Raw genomic sequence first — 18,281 nt, forward strand, 5'->3', positions numbered from 1 at the left:
CCTCAGTTCCCCAGGATCACGGCGCCGTCGTCGGTGGCGTCGCCCTCGGCGGTCGCCGGTGCACTGATGCTCGGCGACGACACCCGACGCGACCGCGAACGGCCCTGCCCCGGCTGCTTCGGCTCCGGCAGCGCCTGCAGGACGGAGTCGAGCAGGGACTCGGCGTCACCGCTCACCTTGCGCGGCTCGCGCTTCGTGGCGGCGATCGGGATGTCGAGGATCGCGACCGACGTCTCGGCCGGGGTCACCGGGGCGCTCGAGCTGACCCGGCGACGCGTGGGGGCCTTCGCGGGGGCCTCGTCCGCGATCGGGGCGGCTGCCGGAGCGGCCTCCGGCGCGGGCGCGGGCGCCGACGCGTCGGCCGTGCCGACGTCGGCCGCAGCGGGAGCAGCGGGAGCGTCGACAGCACCGTCGTTCGACGAGGTCGACGAGGTCGATGAAGTCGACTCCGGAGCGCCGGCCCCTCGGCCACCACGGCGCCGACGACGCTTCGAACCCGAGGCCTGCTCCCCGTGCTCCTGCGACTCCGACGCAGCAGGAGCCTCGGGCGCGGACGTCTCCGGAGCGGACACCGGCGTGGCGGCACCCTCGTGCTCCTCGTGCGGGATGGTCGACGCCGCGATGCGGGACAGTGCGTTCTTCACGTCGTCCGTGATCTGGTGCGTCTGCGAGGACGACCCGTTCGACGAACCGCCGTTCGACGACCCGGAGGCGCCGCCCCCGTTGCCGTTCCCGCCGTTGCCGTTGCCGCCGCGGCCCTTGCGACGGCTCTTCGAGGGCCCGGGGTCGGCGTTGTTGTCGTTGACCTTCGCGTTGACCTCGTCGAGGGACTCGCGGAGCCCGACGCCGATCTTCTTGCGGGTCATCTGCACGAGGCCGAGCGAGGTCACCTCGGCGACCTGGTGCTTCGTGCGGTCGCGGCTGAGGCACTCGACGAGCCGGCGCAGCACGAGGTCGCGGTTCGACTCGAGCACCATGTCGATGAAGTCGACGACGATGATGCCGCCGATGTCGCGCAGGCGGAGCTGACGGACGATCTCCTCCGCCGCCTCGAGGTTGTTCTTCGTGACCGTCTCCTCGAGGTTGCCGCCGGATCCGACGAACTTCCCCGTGTTGACGTCGATGACGGTCATGGCCTCGGTGCGGTCGATCACGAGCGAACCGCCCGAGGGCAGCCACACCTTGCGGTCGAGCGCCTTCTCGATCTGCTCGTTGAGGCGGTACTCCTCGAACGAGTCCGGGCCGTCGTACAGCTCGACGCGGTCCTTGAGGTCCGGCGCGACCGCGGTGAGGTACTCGTCGATGGTGGACCGGGCGGACTCACCGTCGATGATGAGCTTCGTGAAGTCCTCGTTGAAGACGTCGCGGACGATCTTCACGAGCAGGTCGGGCTCCGAGTGGAGCATGACCGGCGCCTGACCGTTGGCGACCTTCTTCTGGATGGCCTCCCACTGGCTGGTGAGGCGCTGCACGTCGCGGGTGAGCTGTTCCTCGGTGGCGCCCTCGGCAGCGGTGCGGACGATGACGCCGGCGTGCTCCGGGAGGACCTCCTTGAGGATCTTCTTGAGGCGCGCGCGCTCGGTGTCCGGGAGCTTGCGGGAGATGCCGTTCATCGAGCCGTTCGGCACGTAGACGAGGTACCGGCCGGGCAGCGAGACCTGGCTGGTCAGACGGGCGCCCTTGTGGCCGACCGGGTCCTTCGTCACCTGCACGAGGACCTTGTCGCCCGGCTTGAGCGCGGCTTCGATGCGGCGTCCGTGGTTGCCGGTGTCGACCGAGGCCCAGTCGACCTCGCCCGCGTACAGCACGGCGTTGCGCCCACGACCGATGTCGACGAACGCCGCCTCCATCGACGGCAGCACGTTCTGGACCTTGCCGAGGTACACGTTGCCGATGAGCGACACGTTGTGCGACTTCGTCACGTAGTGCTCGGCGAGGACGTTGTCCTCGAGCACGCCGATCTCGATCTTCGAGGAGCTCGACCGGACGATCATCTGGCGGTCGACGCTCTCGCGGCGGGCGAGGAACTCGTCCTCGGTGACGACCTGGCGACGGCGGCCGGCGTCGCGCCCGTCGCGGCGACGCTGCTTCTTCGCCTCGAGCCGCGTCGAGCCCTTCACCTTCTGCGGCTCGGTGATGTACTCGACCTCGCGACGGCGGGGCTCCTGGTGGTCGCGCGGCTCGCGCGGCTCCCGGTCGGCGCTCGTGCCACGGCGACGCGAACGGCGGCGGCCGCCGTGTTCCTCGTCGTCCTCTTCCGCACGGGGCGCGCGGTGCGGCAGCTCCGGCAGGACCGGGGCGTGGAAGATCAGGCTGAGGGTGCTCGTCGCCTTCGGGACGAACGGCTCCTCGACAGCCGGCTGCTCCGGCTCGGCCGGCGCTGCGGCGGGTTCCGGATCCGGACTGGAGGCGCGGGTCGTCTCCGCCTCGTCGCTCGCCGCACCCGATCCGGTCGCGTCCACCACCGGCAGGTCGCCGGTGACCGTGCTCACGTCGTGCGGCTCGTCGCTCGGGGCGGCGACCGCCTCGACCTCGAGCGACACCGCCGCCGCGACAGCGGTCGGCGCGGCCGCAGCGGGCGCGGTGACCCGCTCGTCGGTCGGCGCGACCGTCTGGTCGACGGGAGCCGCCTGCGCGACGTCCCCACGTGCCTCCTGGCCGGCCGACCGGGCGCGACGACCGCCGAACAGGCGGCTGCGGCGCTTCGGCGCGACTTCTTCGTTGTTCGTGTTGTCGTTGTTCTGCTCCACCATGGACCTGGTGCACTCCTTGACCCCGCTCGCGCCCGTGACGGACGGCGGGAATTCTGTAGTTGTAGCGGGCGGCGTCCACGCCCCCGCGTTCGCTGTCTTGTGACCGGTGCGTCAACTTGTGGTGTCCGCTGCCGTTCCGTGTCGGGCACCCGGCCCGACCGGCTCGGCGTCGGAGTGACGCGCGTCCCGGTCACGGCACGCTCTCACCGCGCCTGATCGTCCGGGCTGCGCCCGGAAAGCTTTCGTCGTCGTGCGGATGGCCGCACGACCTCCAGCGATTATCGCATGCCGCACCGGGAAAGGACCGGAACGGACATGCGATGATGACGCCGTGAGCACGCCTGCACCTGCCGCCCGCCGTCCGATCGCCATGGCGGTCTTCCTCCTGATCACCGGCGCGGTCGGTCTGTACGGCTCCTTCTCGCTCGTGCTGGACGAGTTCGCGAAGTACGCGGACCCCAAGAAGGTGCTGTCCTGCGACGTCAACCCGTTCATCAGCTGCTCGGACGTGATGGCGAGCTGGCAGGGGCACCTGTTCAGCTTCCCGAACCCGCTGCTCGGCGTGATGGGGTTCGTCGCGCCGATCGCCGTCGCCGTCATGCTGCTCGCCGGTTTCCGGAACGGTTCACGCTGGTTCTGGATCGCCTTCAACGTCGGCGTCTTCGTGGCGTGGGTGTTCGTGACGTGGCTGTTCACCCAGACCGTGTGGTTCATCGGGGCCCTGTGCCCGTGGTGCATGCTCGTCTGGTCGATGACCATCCCGATGTTCTGGGTGTTCACGATCTGGAACGCCGCGCAGGGCCGGTTCGGTGCGGGCACCCAGCGAGTCGGACGCGTGCTGCTGCCCTTCTGCTGGGCCTTCCCCCTCGCGAACTACCTGTTCATCGTCGTGACGATCATCATCAAGTTCCCGACGCTCCTTTCGGCCTTCTGAACCTCCGCTGGACGTTGTCGATGACGCGTCATCGAATTCCTGGTTCCTTCCCAGCGAGGACGGCCGACCGCCGTCGGGCCAGCACCTACGCTCGGAGTCGATGAGCGAGAACGAGAGCAAGAAGGCCCGGCGGGAGGCGGCGCGGGAACGCGCACGCCTGGCCCGCGCGAAGGAGCAGGCGCGTCGTCGCCGCAACCGGACGCTGGGGATCAGCGGGATCATCGTCGGCGGTCTCGCGGTGGTCGCGATCGTCGTCGTGGTGATCGCGAACTCGGTGCAGCCCGCCGGCCCCGGCCCGAAGAACATGGCGAGCGACGGGATCCTCTTCCAGGGGTCGAACGGCAAGGTCGTCCCGGTCGAGACGAAGGCCGTCCCCGAGGGCGGGAAGCCGACCCCGACGAAGCAGGACGACTCGGTCGCGAACATCACCGTGTACTCGGACTACATGTGCCCGTACTGCAACCAGTTCGAGACCAGCCAGATGTCCCAGATCCAGCAGTGGGTGCAGGACGGTTCGGCGACGCTCGAGCTGCACCCGTTCAACCTGCTCGACAGCTCGTCGCTCGGCTCGAAGTACTCGACCCGCTCCGCCGCCGCGGCCGCCTGCGTCGCGAACTACGACCCCGACGCGTTCCTGGCGTTCAACACCTCGCTCTACGAGAACCAGCCGTCCGAGAGCACCCGCGGTCTCACGAACGACAAGCTCGCGTCCCTGGCGAAGGAAGCCGGCGCGACGAACGCGAACGTCGCGTCGTGCATCAGGGACCAGAGGTTCGCCGGGTGGGTCGCGGACGCCACGAACCGTGTGCTCAACGACGAGATCCCGAACTCGTCGCTCGACAAGGTCACGAGCACCCCGACGGTCATCGTCAACGGGAAGCAGTACAGCGGCTCGCTCACCGACACCGACGCGTTCGCCGCGTTCGTGGAGCAGAACGGCGCCGCCGCGTAGGCCCACCGCGCCGTACGACGTCGGCCCCCGCTTCCGGATCGGGAGCGGGGGCCGACGTCGTACGGGATCGGGCTACTTCGCCGCGGCGTCGATCTCGGTGATGACGTCCGTCAGCGTGTCGACCTTCTTGCCGTTCACCAGGACGGTCGGCGTACCGAAGCCCTGCGTGCCCTGCAGGCTCTTGTCGGCGAGGACCGCGTTGGTGGACTTCGTAACCCAGCCCTTGAACCGTTCGTTCGACAGACACTCGGAGACGTTCGATCCGGTCGCACCGCCCGCCTTCACGAGCTTCGCGATCTGGGCGTCCGTCAGTCCCGACGTGCCCTCCTCCGGCTGGTTGTCGAAGAACTGCGTCTGGACGTCGAGGAACTTGTCCGGAGCGTAGTTCGCGACGCACATCGCGGCGTTGGCGGCACGGCTGGCGTAGCGCGAGTTCTGGTAGTTCCGGTCGAGGATCGACACCGGGTGGATCGCCAGCGTGGCATCGCCGGACTTCACCTTGTCGAGGATCTGGTCGGCGTACGCGGCCTCGAACTGCTTGCAGACCGGGCAGGCCCAGTCGACGTACTCGGTCACCGCGACGGCGCCGTTCGCGTTCGACGTCGGGACCGGCGAGGCGGTGCCCTTCGCGGTCACGGCCTTCGTGGTCACCGGGGTGACCTTCCCGTCGCTGCCGGTGAACTGGATCGCGCCGGTGGCCATGTTCTTCGGCCCGGCTGCCGATGCCGTGGGCTGGTTGTTGAGGTTCACCACCACGACGGCCACGATCACCGCGATCGCCACGATCGCGAGGCCGATGCCGCCCTGCAGGAACCACCTGTTGCGGCGCTTGCGGCGCTTCTCGGCCTCAGCGCGCTGCCGGGCGACGTCACGGGCGTGCTGACGACGCTCGTTCTTGGTCGGACGGTCGTTGTTGGTCACGAGTCGCTCCCCGCGGTCTCAGGCGAACCAGAGCGCGAGCTCGCGCGCCGACGACTCGGGGCTGTCCGAGCCGTGCACGAGGTTCTGCTGCACCTTGAGGCCCCAGTCACGACCGAGGTCGCCACGGATGGTGCCCGGTGCGGCCGAGGTCGGGTCGGTGGTGCCGGCGAGCGAGCGGAAGCCGGCGATCACGCCGTTGCCGGCGACGCGCACCGCGACGACCGGTCCGGACTGCATGAACTCGACGAGCGGCTCGAAGAACGGCTTGCCCTGGTGCTCCTCGTAGTGGGCGTCGAGCAGGTCACGGGGGGCCGTCAGCATCTTGAGGTCGACGATCTCGTAGCCCTTCGCCTCGATCCGGCGGAGGATCTCACCGGTGAGCTGGCGGGCGACGCCGTCGGGCTTGACGAGGACGAGGGTCTCTTCGAGGTCGGACACGCAGAACTCCTAGTGTGTTCGGGGTCGAACGGTGTGGTCAGTCCTCGCCCGGTGCGGCCCGTCGCGCGGCGTTCTGACGGTCGAGCTGACCGCCCTTGGCGAAGCAGAAGACCCACAGTGCCAGGAACACCACGGCGACCGCGAACATGAACGGCTCGATGAACCCGGTGGCGAGGATGGCCGCCTGCAGCAGCCACCCGAACCATACACCGGCCCGGTTGCCCGTCAGGCGTGAGGCCAGCGCCAGCACGATCATCGCGCCGATGCCGCCACCGAACGCGGCGGCCGGCGGCAGCGTGCCCTTGCCGAACACGACGAGCATCGGGAAGAAGAACATGATCGCCTCGAGGATGAGGGTGATCGACAGCAGGCTCTCCTGCGCGCCGCGCTCCCGACGAGGCTTCCTGGTGCGCGGTGCGCGGGCCGGCCTGGAGGCGCGTGGTGCGTCGGTCACTTCGTCCCGCCTTCCGCGTGCACCAGGTCCATGACCTTGCCCACCATCACGATGGAGCCCGCCACGAGCACCATGGCGTCGTCCGCGTCGGCGTCGTCCGCGAGGTCGCGCGCCTCCTGCAGCGCGGCCTCGAGCGAGGGCTCGACGACGACCCGCTCGTCGCCGACCTCGTCGACGACGATGCGCGCGAAGGCGTCCGCGTCGAGCGCGCGGTCCCCCGGCGGCTGCGTGACGACGAACGTCGCGACGGTGTCCTTGAGCGCGCGGACGAAGCCGCGGGCGTCCTTGTCGCCGAGGATCCCGACGACGCCGACGACGTGGCCGGACGGGAACGCCGTCGGCAGGGCCTCGGCGAGGGCGCGGGCACCGTGCGGGTTGTGCGCGGCGTCGACGACCACGGTCGGGTCCTGCGCGATCGGCTGGAGCCGTCCGGGGCTGGTCGCGCCGGCGAGGCCCTCGGAGAGGACGTCCTCGTCGAGCGGCTGCGAGCCGCGGCCGAGGAAGGACTCCACGGCGGCGATCGCGGCGGCGGCGTTGTGCGCCTGGTGCCGGCCGAAGAGCGGCAGGAACAGGTCGTCGTAGCGTCCCGCGACGCCCTGCACGGTGATGAGCTGCCCGCCGACGGCCGGTGTCACGTCGACGACGCTGAAGCCCACGTTCTCGACCGCGAGGGTCGACTCGGTGAGCTCGGCGGCGCGCTGGAGTTCGGCGAGCGCCTCCGGCGTCTGCGCGCTCGACACGACCGACGAGGACGGCTTGATGATGCCGGACTTGGTTCGCGCGATCTCGGCGACGGTGTTGCCGAGTTGCTTGGCGTGGTCGATGGCGATCGGCGTGAACACCTGGACCTGGCTCTGCACGACGTTGGTGGAGTCCCACTCGCCGCCCATGCCGACCTCGATCACGGCGACGTCGACCGGCGCCTCGGCGAAGCACGCCAGGGCGAGGACGGTGAGCGCCTCGAAGAACGTCAGCGGGAGCTCGCCCTTGTCGGTGAGCTCCTGGTCGGTCATCTCCAGGATCGGGACGATGTCGTCCCAGTTCTCCACGAAGCGTTCGGCGGCGATGGGCGCGCCGTCGATGACGATGCGCTCCCGGATCGACACCAGGTGCGGGCTCGTCATGAGCCCGGTGCGGAGGCCGTGGGCGCGGACGATGCTCTCGGTCATCCGGGCTGTCGAGGTCTTGCCGTTCGTCCCGGTGAGGTGGATCACCGGGTACGACAGGTGCGGGTCGCCGAGGAGCTCGACGGCGCGTCGGGTCGCGGACAGGCGGTGCTCGGGCGACTGCTCACCGATGCGGGCGTAGAGCGCCGCCTCGACCCGCTTGACCTCGTCGTCGTCCCCGCCGTAGGGCAGGGCCTCGCCGGGTCGGGTGTCGCCGGCCGGGCCGACGGGGATCTCGATGCCGTCCTCGGACGGGTCTTCGGGTTGATCGCTCATGCGCGTGCCACCTCCACGGACACCTTCGCACCGTCGCCGACGTCGGTGCCCTCGCTCTGCGCGAACTCGGCGGTCTCGACCTCGACGCTGGTCGACAGGGTCTCCCCGCCGATGAGCCGCTCGTGCGTGCGGACGGCGTCCACGGCGTCGGCGGAGACCCGCAGACGCAGGGCGATGCGGTCGCTCACGTCGAGGTCGGCGTCGCGGCGGGCCTGCTGCACGGCGCGGACGACGTCGCGGGCGAGCCCCTCGGCCTCGAGCTCGGGCGTGGTCACGGTGTCGAGCACCGCGAAGCCGCCGCCGTCCAGGAACGCCACGGCGACGCTGTCGTCCGCGACGGTGAGGTCGAGCGTGTACTCGCCCTCGACGAGGTCGACACCGCCGACGGTGACGCCGGTGTCCGTCGCCGTCCAGTCGCCCTTCTTCGCGGCCGGGATCACCTGCTGCACCTGCTTGCCGATGCGGGGTCCGGCGGCGCGGGCGTTGACCGTGAGCTTCCGTTCGATGCCGTAGCGGCCGAGCGAGGACTCCTCCTGCGGTTCGAGGACGACCTGCTTGACGTTGAGCTCGTCGCGGAGGATGTCCGCGAAGGGCTCGACCGCTGTCGGGTCCGGCACGACGAGCGTCAGGGTCGCGAGCGGCAGACGGACGCGCTTGCCCGTCGACTTGCGGAGCGCGAGCCCCTTCGAGGCGACGTCGCGCACCCGGTCCATCGCGTCCACGAGGGCGTCGTCGGCCGGGAACTCCTCCGCCGACGGGAAGTCCTCGAGGTGCACGCTGCGACCGCCGGTGAGGCCCTTCCAGACCTCCTCGGTGACGAGCGGCGCGAGGGGTGCGGCGACGCGGGTGAGCGTCTCGAGCACGGTGTACAGCGTGTCGAACGCGACCTGCGCCTCCGGCGACGACTCCGCACCGGCCCAGAACTTGTCGCGCGACCGGCGCACGTACCAGTTCGTGAGCACGTCGGCGAAGTCCCGCACGGCGAGGGCCGCGAGCGGGGTGTCGAGCGCGTCGAGGTGTGTGGTGACGTCCTCGACGAGCACCCGGGTCTTCGCGAGCAGGTACCGGTCGAGCACGTCCGTGGAGTCCGTCCGGCGCTGGGCGCGGTAGCCCGACTCCCCCGAGGCGTTCGCGTACAGGGTGAAGAAGTAGTACGTGGACCAGAGCGGGAGCAGGAACTCGCGGACGCCCTGACGGATCCCCTCCTCGGTGACGACGAGGTTGCCGCCGCGGATCACCGACGAGGACATCAGGAACCAGCGCATCGCGTCCGCGCCGTCGCGGTCGAACACCTCCGACACGTCGGGGTAGTTCCGGAGCGACTTCGACATCTTCTGACCGTCCGACCCGAGCACGATGCCGTGGCTGATGACGTTCTTGAACGCCGGACGGTCGAACAGTGCGGTGGAGAGCACGTGCATGACGTAGAACCAGCCGCGGGTCTGCCCGATGTACTCGACGATGAAGTCGGCCGGGTTGTGCGACTCGAACCACTCGCGGTTCTCGAACGGGTAGTGCACCTGCGCGTACGGCATCGAACCGGAGTCGAACCACACGTCGAACACGTCGGTGATGCGGCGCATGGTCGACTTCCCGGTGGGGTCGTCGGGGTTCGGTCGGGTGAGGTCGTCGATGAACGGGCGGTGCAGGTCGACCTCACCGTCACCGTTCACCGGCAGCCGCCCGAAGTCCCGCTCGATCTCCTCGAGCGAGCCGTACACGTCCTGCCGCGGGTACGACGGGTCGTCCGACTGCCACACCGGGATGGGCGTGCCGAAGTACCGGTTGCGGGACACCGACCAGTCGATGGCGTTCCCGACCCACTTGCCGAACTGGCCGTCCTTCACGTTCTCCGGGACCCAGTTGATGTCCTGGTTCAGCTCCCCCATCCGGTCGCGGAACTCGGTCACGCGGACGAACCACGACGAGACGGCCTTGTAGATGAGGGGCTTCCGGCAGCGCCAGCAGTGCGGGTAGCTGTGCTCGTACGACGCCTGGCGGAGGAGCCGTCCGGCGTCCCGCACCGCCTTCGTCAGCGGCTTGTTCGCGTCCGACCAGAGCTGCCCGGCGACGAGCGGGAACTGTGACGTGAACACGCCGCCCTCGTCCAGGGAGAGCACGACGGGGATGCCTGCAGCGGCGCAGACCTCCTGGTCGTCGGCGCCGTAGGCCGGCGCCTGGTGCACGATGCCGGTACCCTCGCCGGTCTCGACGTAGTCGGCGACGAGGATCCGCCAGGCGTTGTCCATCCCCTCGACGTCCGCGAGGAAGTCGAACAGGCGCTCGTACTCGACGCCGTCGAGCTCGGCGCCCGCCAGGGTGCGGACGACCGCGGCAGCGGCGTCCTCCGGCGTCTCGTAGCCGAGGTCCTTCGCGTAGGCGGCCACGGTGTCCGAAGCCAGCATGTAGGAGACGGAACCGGCGGCACCACCGTCAGCCGCGCCTCCAGGCCCGGCCGGCAGCACCACGTACGAGACCGCCGGCCCGACCGCCAGCGCGGCGTTCGTCGGCAGGGTCCAGGGGGTCGTCGTCCAGGCGAGCGCCCGCACGCCGACCAGCTCGAGCGCTTCCGCTCGCGAGCCGCGCAGCGGGAACGACACCGTGACGGACTGATCCTGGCGCATCGTGTAGACGTCGTCGTCCATGCGCAGCTCGTGGTTCGACAGCGGGGTCTGGTCGTTCCAGCAGTACGGCAGGACCCGGAAGCCCTCGTACGCCAGACCCTTGTCCCACAGCTGCTTCCACGCCCAGAGCACGCTCTCCATGAACGTCACGTCGAGGGTCTTGTAGTCGTTCTCGAAGTCGACCCAGCGCGCCTGGCGCGTCACGTACTGCTGCCACTCGTCGGTGTACTGCAGGACGCTCTTCTTCGCGGCCGCGTTGAAGACGTCGACGCCCATCTCGTCGATCTCGTGCTTCTCGGTGATGCCGAGCTGCCGCATCGCCTCGAGCTCGGCGGGCAGACCGTGCGTGTCCCAGCCGAAGCGGCGGTGCACCTGCTTGCCGCGCATGGTCTGGTAGCGCGGGAAGACGTCCTTCGCGTACCCGGTCAGCAGGTGCCCGTAGTGCGGCAGGCCGTTCGCGAACGGCGGGCCGTCGTAGAAGGTCCACTCCGGGCAGCCCTCACGCTGGTCGACCGAGGCCTGGAACGTGCCGTCGCCCTTCCAGAAGGCGAGGATGCCCTGCTCGACGGCGGGGAACGACGGAGACGGGGTGACTCCGTCGTTGCTGGAGTTGAGCGGGTACGGCACCGGGGGCTCCTGTGGGTCGCTGACTGGACTGTCCACGAGGACGGAGCATGCTCCGCGGTACCACCTCGCTTGCCGCGGGACAGCGCCCACGACCGCTCGTGTTCGGGGATCGCGCGGCCCGGTCCGCCCGGTTCTACTGACGGCCCGGCAGTGACTGGCACCGCGGTCCGCGTTCTTCCGGAGGCTCACCGGTGATGGCCGGTTCGACGCCTGTGTGCACGAGTTTAGCGGACGGGAGCATGCTGGAGCGATGCCCTCGTCCGACGCCGCCCCTGCGCAGCAGGAGCGTCCCGAATCCCTGCTCACCGTCGTCATCGCGTTCGGCGCGAACCTGCTCGTCGCGATCGCCAAGACGGTCGCGTCCCTGATCTCCGGATCGGCGTCGATGGTCGCGGAGGCCGCGCACTCGTGGGCGGACACCGGGAACGAGGTGTTCCTGCTCGTCGCCGAACGCCGGGGTGCCCGGAAGCGCGACACCGCGCACCCGCTCGGCTACGGCCGCGAGACCTACATCTGGTCGATGTTCGCCGCCTTCGGACTGTTCACCGCCGGGGCCATCGTGTCGATCTACCACGGCATCACCGAGCTCGGGGACACCGGGCCGGCGGAGGACGTCCTGCTGAACTACATCGTGCTCGCGGTGTCGTTCTGCCTCGAGGGCACGAGCTTCCTGCAGGCGTACCGGCAGGCGCACGGGGCGGCGACGAAGCGGCGCGTGCCCGTGCTCCGGCACGTGCTGGAGTCGTCCAACCCGACGCTGCGGGCGGTGTTCGCCGAGGACGCCGCAGCGCTCGTCGGCCTCGTCGTCGCGTTCCTCGGGGTGTTCCTGCACCAGGTCACCGGACTGGCGGTCTTCGACGCGGTCGGCTCCATCGCGATCGGCGTCCTGCTCGGCGTCGTCGCGGTCGTCCTCATCGACCGCAACCGCCGGTTCCTGCTCGGCGAGAGCACGTCCCCGGAGCTCGAGGACGCCGTGCTCGTCGAACTGCTCGGCCGGGAGCAGATCGAACGGGTGACGTACCTGCACCTGGAGTTCGTCGGGCCGTCCCGGGTGTACCTCGTCGCTGCCGTCGACCTCACCGGGAACGAGAACGAGGAGCACGTCGCCGTCCGCCTCCGCGACGTCGAGCGGTCCCTCGAGGAGAGCGAGTACATCGAGGAGGCCGTCCTGACGCTGAGCTACCCGGGCGACGAGTCGCTCGTGCCGACCGGCGGGGAGGTCCCCGAGGTCGTCCGGGACGGCACCGTGGAGGACGTCGCGTCGGGCGGTGCGGGCGCGCTCCGCCCCGACTGAGCACCCCGAGCGGCGGCCGTACCCCGCTCAGTGCGCGTCGAGTCCCGACGCCACGGGGGTGAGCGCGGCACCGACGTACTCGACGAGCGGACGACGTCCGACCCCGTCCGCCACCCACACCCCGAACGCGGCGGCGGCCGCCCCGAGCATCGCGCCGGACACGGTCTGCGGCCAGAGCGCCGTCGGCCGCTCCCCCGTCCGGCTCGCCACGAACGCCGCGACGGCCGCGTGCTGCGCCATCACCCGGGTGGCCACGCTGGCGACGAGCTCGGGCCCGATGCCCATCACCTCGGCCTGGGCGATCGCCCACGGCACCCGGTCGGGATCGTGGGCACGGGCGGCGGCGAGCAGAGCCTCTTCGACCGCGCGGACGCCCGACGTCTCAGCGGACTGCTCGAGCAGCGCGGGCAGCGAGGCGACCGCGGCGTCGAGGTCGAGCCACAGCACGTCCGACTTCGCCGTGAAGTAGTTGAAGAACGTCGCGCGGCTCACCCCGGCCCGGGCGGCGATCTGGTCGACCGTCGTCCGGCCGTAGCCCTGTTCGAGGAACAGTTCGGCCGCGGCATCGGCGAGCACCTCGGCGCTCGAGCGTCGGGGTCGGCCACCACGGCGCATCGGTTCGTCCATGGCCCCAGTAAACCGCTAGACTCGTCCAGCCATGATCTTGGACTCAGTACAGAAACGCGTGACCGCTGTCGCCGGCGCTGCCACGCTCCTCCTCGTGCTCGCCGGCTGCACCGGTGGCGGCACCGCGAGCTCGAGCAGCACTCCGGTCGACGGTGGCACGCTCGTCTACGCGTCCGGCGACGCCGAGCCGACCTGCCTGGACCCGCACGTCGGCGGCAACTACCCGCAGGCGCTGCTCTCCAGCCAGTACGTCGAGGAGCTCACCGCGCTCGACGACGGCAAGCCGGTACCCGCACTCGCGAAGTCGTGGACGACGAGCGACGACGGGAAGACGCTGACGTTCACGCTCCGCGACGACGTCACCTTCACCGACGGCACCCCGTTCGACGCCGCAGCGGTCGTGGCCAACATCGAGCACGTGCAGGACCCGGCGACGGCGTCGAGCACGGGCTACCTCGCCCTGCAGTCGATCACGAAGGCCACCGCGACCGACGACCACACCGTGACGCTGACGCTGGGCCGTCCAGACAGCGCCCTGCTCGAGTCGTTCTCGCAGCCCTGGGTCGGCATGGAGTCCCCGAAGGCGCTCCAGCGTCCGCAGGCGACCAACTGCGAGTCCCCCGTCGGCACCGGTCCGTTCGAGGTCACCGGGTGGAAGCACGGCGACCGCGTGACCCTCACGAAGAACGCGCACTACACGCCGCTGGCCGGCAGCTCCACGAAGCCCCGGCTCTCCGGCATCACGTGGCGGTTCCTGCCCGACTCGACCTCGCGGTACGCGGCGCTGCAGTCCGGTCAGGTCGACGTCATCGACAACGCCCAGCCCGATCAGCTGAAGGCGGCGTCCTCGAAGAGCTCGATCCGCGACCTCGACGCCCCGCGCCCCGGAGCGTCCAACCGCCTCGAGCTGAACTCCGGCCACGGGGTGTTCCGCGACGAGGCCGTCCGCAAGGCGTTCATCGCGGGCGCCGAGATCGACCCCGGCATCCGGTCGCTCTTCCTGGGCACCGCGAAGCGCTCGTACTCGGTGCTCTCCAGCGTCGAGCCGTACGCCTACTCCGACAAGAGCCTGTTCGGGTACTCCCCGACGAAGGCGAAGAAGCTCCTCGACGACGCCGGCTGGAAGGTCGGCTCCGACGGGATCCGCGAGAAGGACGGCCAGCAGCTGACCGTCACGTTCCCGGTGTCGACGAACCAGTCGGTGCCCGCCGAGCGCAGCCTCTTCCAGCAGATCCAGGCGTCCGAGAAGGCCGTCGGGTTCAAGGTCGTGCTGAAGGAACTCGATCTCTCGAGCTGGTACGCGGCCCTCGCGGCGAACCAGTACGACGTCGTCAGCGCCCCGTACACGAAGGTCGGCGCGGACGTCCTCCGCATCCTGTACGACAGCGCGAGCATCGAGCCGGCACCCTCCGGGTACTTCGCGAACCTCGCACAGCTCGACGACCCGGAGCTCGACGACCTGCTCGAGCGGGCCGCGCGGACGTCCGACAGCTCGGAGCGCGGGGACCTGTACGAGCAGGCGCAGAAGACCATCCTCGGAAGCGGCACCGTGCTCCCGCTCTACGACCAGCAGAACCACTTCCTGCTGCGTTCGAGCGTGCACGGCGTGCAGACCACGGCGGTGTCCACGCCGTGGTTCGGCACGGCCTGGATCGACCGCTGACACGATGACGGACGGGAGGCGCGGCGTGCGCCCGCCGGACCGGCTGCCCTCCGGCGGACGCACGGCCCCAGGGCGGTGGTCGCGCTGGGTGCTGCGGCGTGCGCTCGGCGGGATCGGGGTGCTGTGGGCGGTCGCGACGATCGTGTTCGTCGCGATCCGGCTGATCCCCGGCGACCCCGCGCTCGCCATCCTCGGCGGGCCCGGCTCGCAGGCCTCGGCCGAGGCGGTCGCCCAGGTGCGCCAGGAGTACGGTCTCGACCGGCCGGTGCTCGTGCAGTACGCCGTGTTCCTCGGACGCCTGGCGACCGGGCACCTCGGCGACTCGTACGCGTTCCGGACCCCGGTCGCGACGCTCCTCGGGCAGCAGCTCCCCGTGACGCTGACGCTCGCGGTGCTCGGGCTCGTCGTGGCGTGGGTGCTCGCGATCGCGGCCGCGTGGTGGTCGACGCAGCGCGGCCGCTCCGCTGCCGCTGTGTCGAGCGCGCTGAGCGTCACGGCGAGCGTCACGCCGCACTTCTGGCTCGGCAGCGTCCTCATCGTGGTGTTCGCCAGCGCACTCGGGTGGGCGCCCGCGGTCAGTGACGGCACGGCCGGGGGCTGGGTGCTGCCGGTGGTGACCGTCGCCGTGCCGGTCGCCGGGTACCTCGCCGAGACCGTCCGCGACGGGGTGGTCGACGCCCAGCGGTCGGCGTTCGCCCTCGCTGCCCGGAGCCGCGGCGAGACCCGCGCGGGACTGTTCGGACGGCACTTGCTCCGGCACGCCGCACTCCCGGGGATCGCACTGTCCGCGTGGGCCTTCGGCTCGCTCGTCTCCGGTGCGGTCGTCGTCGAGTCGGTGTTCGCGCTCCCGGGCATCGGCCGCGCGCTGGTGACCGCGGTGACGCAGCGGGACATGCCGCTCGTCGCAGGGATCGCGCTCGTCTCGGCGGCGGCGTACGTGGTGGTGCTGGCGGTCGCGGACCTCGTCGAGCGTCTGGTGGACCCGCGTGTGGACGCGACGCGTGGCGACGATCGTCCCCGCGGACGCGCCCCGCGCGCCACCCGGGCCGAGGCGGGCGCACGGTGAGCGGCATCGCCGAGCCGAGCCTCCAGGCCGGTGCCCAGCGCGACCCGTCCACCGGCCGGTCCGAGCGATTCCGTGGGGGGACGCTCGGCCCGGCGGGGGCGGTCGCGGCCGCCGTGGTGGCCCTCGCGGTCGTCGCGGCGGCCTGGCCGGCGCTGCTCGGCGGTGGTTCCCCGCTCGCGGTGCACCCCGCGCACGCACTCCAGGCGCCGTCGTGGTCGAGTCCGTTCGGGACCGACGAGTCCGGCCGGGACGTGCTCGCCCGGGTCGTCGCCGGCACCAGGGCGTCGCTCGTGGTCGGCGTGGTCGCCACGCTCGTCGGCGGCGGGATCGGCGTCGTGCTCGGAGTGGTCGCGGGGCTCGGCGGCCGGCTCGTCGACGCCGTCGTGGGACGCATCACCGAGGTCGCGTTCGCCCTCCCGCTGCTCCTCGTCGCGCTGGTCGTCATCGCGGTGACCGGGCCTGGCCCCGTGCCGGCGACGCTCGCGGTCGGGTTCGCCACCGCACCCGGCTACGCGCGGATCGTGCGCGGCCTCGTCCGGACCGCCCGACGCTCGCAGGTCGTCGAGACCGCCGTGGTGATGGGCCGCTCCCCCGCCCGGATCGTCGTCCGGCACGTGCTGCCCGCGGCCCTCTGGCCGGTCGTGGCCGTCGGGACGCTCGGCATCGGGCAGGCGATCGTGTGGGCATCGGCTCTCAGCTACCTCGGCGTCGGCACGCCGCCGCCCGCCCCGGAGTGGGGCGCGATGCTCGCGGACGGCCGCACCTACCTCCAGACCGCGCCGTGGATGAGCACGTTCCCCGGCCTCGCGATCGTCGTGCTCGCGACCGCGGTGACCGTGCTCGGCCGGGCGATCAGACGAACAGGACCCCTCCGATGACCGTGCTCGACGTGCAGGGACTCACCGTCTCGATCGGCGGTACCGCAGTCGTCCAGGACGTCGCGCTCAGCGTGGCGGCCGGCGAGTGCGTCGCCCTCGTCGGCCCGTCCGGCTCGGGCAAGACCGTGACCGCGCGGGCGGCGCTCGGTCTGTCCGCGCCCGGCTCCGCCGTGCGCGTCGACCGGCTCACCGTGGCCGGTCTCGACGTCCGGGCGTTCTCCGACCGCCGGTGGCGCAGCGTGCGCGGGTCGCGGGTCGGCTACGTCGGCCAGGAGGCGCTGGGTGCCCTGGACCCGCTGCGTCCCGTCGGGCGCGAGGTCGCGGACGCGCTGCGGCTCCACACCGAGATGACCGCGGCGTCCCGCGTGCAGGCGGTCCGCGACGCCCTGGCCGGGGTCGGCCTCGACCCGTCGATCGCGACGGACGGCCGGCTCGCGGGCACGCTGTCGGGCGGGATGCGGCAGCGCGCGCTCATCGCCGCGGCGACCGTGGGGTCGCCGGCGCTGGTCGTGGCGGACGAACCCACCACGGCGCTCGACGCCGGGGTCGCCGTGACCGTGATGGAGCAGCTGCGTGCGGCCCAGGCACGAGGGGCCGGGCTGCTCGTGATCACGCACGACCTCGGACTCGTCGCCGGGTGGGCGGACCGCGTGGTCGTCATGCACGAGGGGCGGGTCGTCGAGCAGGGCACGGTGACGTCCGTGTTCGAGGACCCGCAGCACGCGTCGACGCAGGCGCTCGTGTGCGCCGCCTCGCACGCTGCGCGGTCTGCCGGTGCGACGCCTCGCGCCGACGCTCCTGCCCCGGCGGAGACGGGTACGGTGCTCGCGGCGGCCGGACTCTCCCGCTCGTTCGACGGCGTGCCCGCGGTCGACGCGGTGTCGTTCGGGCTCGGTCGCGGGCGGGTCCTCGGGGTGATCGGCGCATCCGGTTCCGGGAAGACCACGCTCGCGCGGATGCTCCTCGGACTCGAGACCCCCGACACCGGCACGGTCACGCTCGACGGGTCGCCGTGGGTACCACTCGACGAACGCGAACGTCGACCGTGGCGGCACCGGTTGTCCGCCGTCGTGCAGGACCCGGGCGCGACGTTCGACGAGCGGTGGAGCGTGGAGCGTGTCCTCGCGGACGCGTTCTCGGGCGGTGCCGAACGTTCCGCCCGCGGTGCCCTCGGTGACCGTGTCGACGCGGCGCTCGAGCAGGTCGGGCTCGACCCCGCGCTCCGACGCCGGTCCCCACTGACGCTGTCCGGCGGGCAGCGGCAACGGCTCGCGATCGCCCGGGCGCTGGCGACCTCGCCCGAGGTGATCGTGCTCGACGAACCCGTCACGGCGCTCGACGCCACGGTGCAGGACGCGGTGCTGACGCTGCTCGAGGGCCTGCGGGACACGACCGGCGTGGCGATGGTGTTCGTGTCGCACGACCTCCGTGCCGTGCGACGGATGGCCGACGACGTGCTCGTCGTGCATGAGGGCCGCGTCGTGGAGCACGGCCCCGCGGCGTCGGTGTTCGACCGGCCGACGCACGCCGTGACCGCGCGGCTCCTGCACGCGGCGGACCGGCTCGCCGCGGGCCCGCGGCCGGAGGCCGACGCCGCGTGACGGCTGC

At 71.3% G+C, this 18,281-nt stretch carries 14 protein-coding genes; 7 read left to right on the plus strand and 7 right to left on the minus strand.

Features of this window, described 5'->3' with window-relative positions; genetic code table 11:
- Positions 1-2: 2 nt before the first annotated feature.
- Positions 3-2,753, minus strand: coding sequence for an Rne/Rng family ribonuclease (locus HP507_RS05475; protein ID WP_175350838.1), 2,751 nt, complete (start codon positions 2,751-2,753; stop codon positions 3-5).
- A gap of 331 nt (positions 2,754-3,084) precedes the next feature.
- On the opposite strand from HP507_RS05475, the gene HP507_RS05480 reads away from it, so the two are divergent.
- Complete coding sequence (locus HP507_RS05480) at positions 3,085-3,687, plus strand: vitamin K epoxide reductase family protein (RefSeq protein ID WP_271207155.1); 603 nt, start codon at positions 3,085-3,087, stop codon at positions 3,685-3,687.
- A gap of 100 nt (positions 3,688-3,787) precedes the next feature.
- Positions 3,788-4,639, plus strand: coding sequence for a DsbA family protein (locus tag HP507_RS05485; RefSeq protein ID WP_175350839.1), 852 nt, complete (start codon positions 3,788-3,790; stop codon positions 4,637-4,639).
- Between the two features lie 72 nt (positions 4,640-4,711).
- Here HP507_RS05485 and HP507_RS05490 read toward each other — a convergent pair whose 3' ends face one another.
- Genes HP507_RS05490 through ileS form a run of 5 tightly spaced genes read right to left on the minus strand, consistent with a single transcriptional unit; the run spans position 4,712 to position 11,145 of the window.
- Positions 4,712-5,560, minus strand: coding sequence for a DsbA family protein (locus HP507_RS05490; protein ID WP_175350840.1), 849 nt, complete (start codon positions 5,558-5,560; stop codon positions 4,712-4,714).
- Positions 5,561-5,578: 18 nt separating this feature from the next.
- Complete coding sequence (gene ndk / locus HP507_RS05495; protein WP_092093953.1) at positions 5,579-5,998, minus strand: nucleoside-diphosphate kinase; 420 nt, start codon at positions 5,996-5,998, stop codon at positions 5,579-5,581.
- Between the two features lie 37 nt (positions 5,999-6,035).
- Positions 6,036-6,452, minus strand: coding sequence for a DUF4233 domain-containing protein (locus HP507_RS05500; RefSeq protein ID WP_175350841.1), 417 nt, complete (start codon positions 6,450-6,452; stop codon positions 6,036-6,038).
- Entirely contained in the window at positions 6,449-7,894 is a 1,446-nt protein-coding gene (locus HP507_RS05505) for a bifunctional folylpolyglutamate synthase/dihydrofolate synthase (RefSeq protein WP_175350842.1), read from the minus strand. Before HP507_RS05505 ends, HP507_RS05500 begins: the two co-directional genes overlap by 4 nt.
- On the minus strand, positions 7,891-11,145 hold the full coding sequence (gene ileS, locus HP507_RS05510; protein WP_175350843.1) for an isoleucine--tRNA ligase: 3,255 nt from the start codon (positions 11,143-11,145) through the stop codon (positions 7,891-7,893). The genes HP507_RS05505 and ileS overlap by 4 nt, the downstream gene beginning before the upstream one ends.
- 250 nt (positions 11,146-11,395) lie before the next feature.
- On the opposite strand from ileS, the gene HP507_RS05515 reads away from it, so the two are divergent.
- On the plus strand, positions 11,396-12,439 hold the full coding sequence (locus HP507_RS05515) for a cation diffusion facilitator family transporter (RefSeq protein ID WP_175350844.1): 1,044 nt from the start codon (positions 11,396-11,398) through the stop codon (positions 12,437-12,439).
- 27 nt (positions 12,440-12,466) lie between these two features.
- Here the strand turns inward: HP507_RS05515 and HP507_RS05520 are convergent, their stop codons facing one another.
- Positions 12,467-13,066 (minus strand): TetR/AcrR family transcriptional regulator, encoded by a 600-nt coding sequence (locus HP507_RS05520; protein ID WP_175350845.1) that lies wholly within the window; start codon positions 13,064-13,066, stop codon positions 12,467-12,469.
- A 31-nt stretch (positions 13,067-13,097) separates the two neighbouring features.
- Here HP507_RS05520 and HP507_RS05525 point away from each other — a divergent pair, with 31 nt between their 5' ends.
- The 4 genes from HP507_RS05525 to HP507_RS05540 are packed head-to-tail and all read left to right on the plus strand — an operon-like array spanning position 13,098 to position 18,274.
- Positions 13,098-14,729: an ABC transporter substrate-binding protein gene (locus tag HP507_RS05525; protein WP_175350846.1), complete on the plus strand. Its 1,632-nt coding sequence runs from the start codon at positions 13,098-13,100 to the stop codon at positions 14,727-14,729.
- Positions 14,730-14,754: 25 nt separating this feature from the next.
- Positions 14,755-15,795 carry an ABC transporter permease gene (locus tag HP507_RS05530; RefSeq protein WP_271207156.1) on the plus strand — a complete coding sequence of 347 codons (1,041 nt, stop codon included), beginning with the start codon at positions 14,755-14,757 and terminating at the stop codon, positions 15,793-15,795.
- Positions 15,792-16,673, plus strand: a complete 882-nt coding sequence (locus HP507_RS05535) for an ABC transporter permease (RefSeq protein WP_175350847.1) — start codon at positions 15,792-15,794, stop codon at positions 16,671-16,673. The genes HP507_RS05530 and HP507_RS05535 overlap by 4 nt, the downstream gene beginning before the upstream one ends.
- Positions 16,670-18,274: an ATP-binding cassette domain-containing protein gene (locus tag HP507_RS05540; RefSeq protein WP_175350848.1), complete on the plus strand. Its 1,605-nt coding sequence runs from the start codon at positions 16,670-16,672 to the stop codon at positions 18,272-18,274. The genes HP507_RS05535 and HP507_RS05540 overlap by 4 nt, the downstream gene beginning before the upstream one ends.
- Positions 18,275-18,281 lie beyond the last annotated feature (7 nt).

The organism is Curtobacterium pusillum (assembly GCF_013359865.1).
Taxonomy (GTDB): Bacteria; Actinomycetota; Actinomycetes; order Actinomycetales; family Microbacteriaceae; genus Curtobacterium; species Curtobacterium pusillum.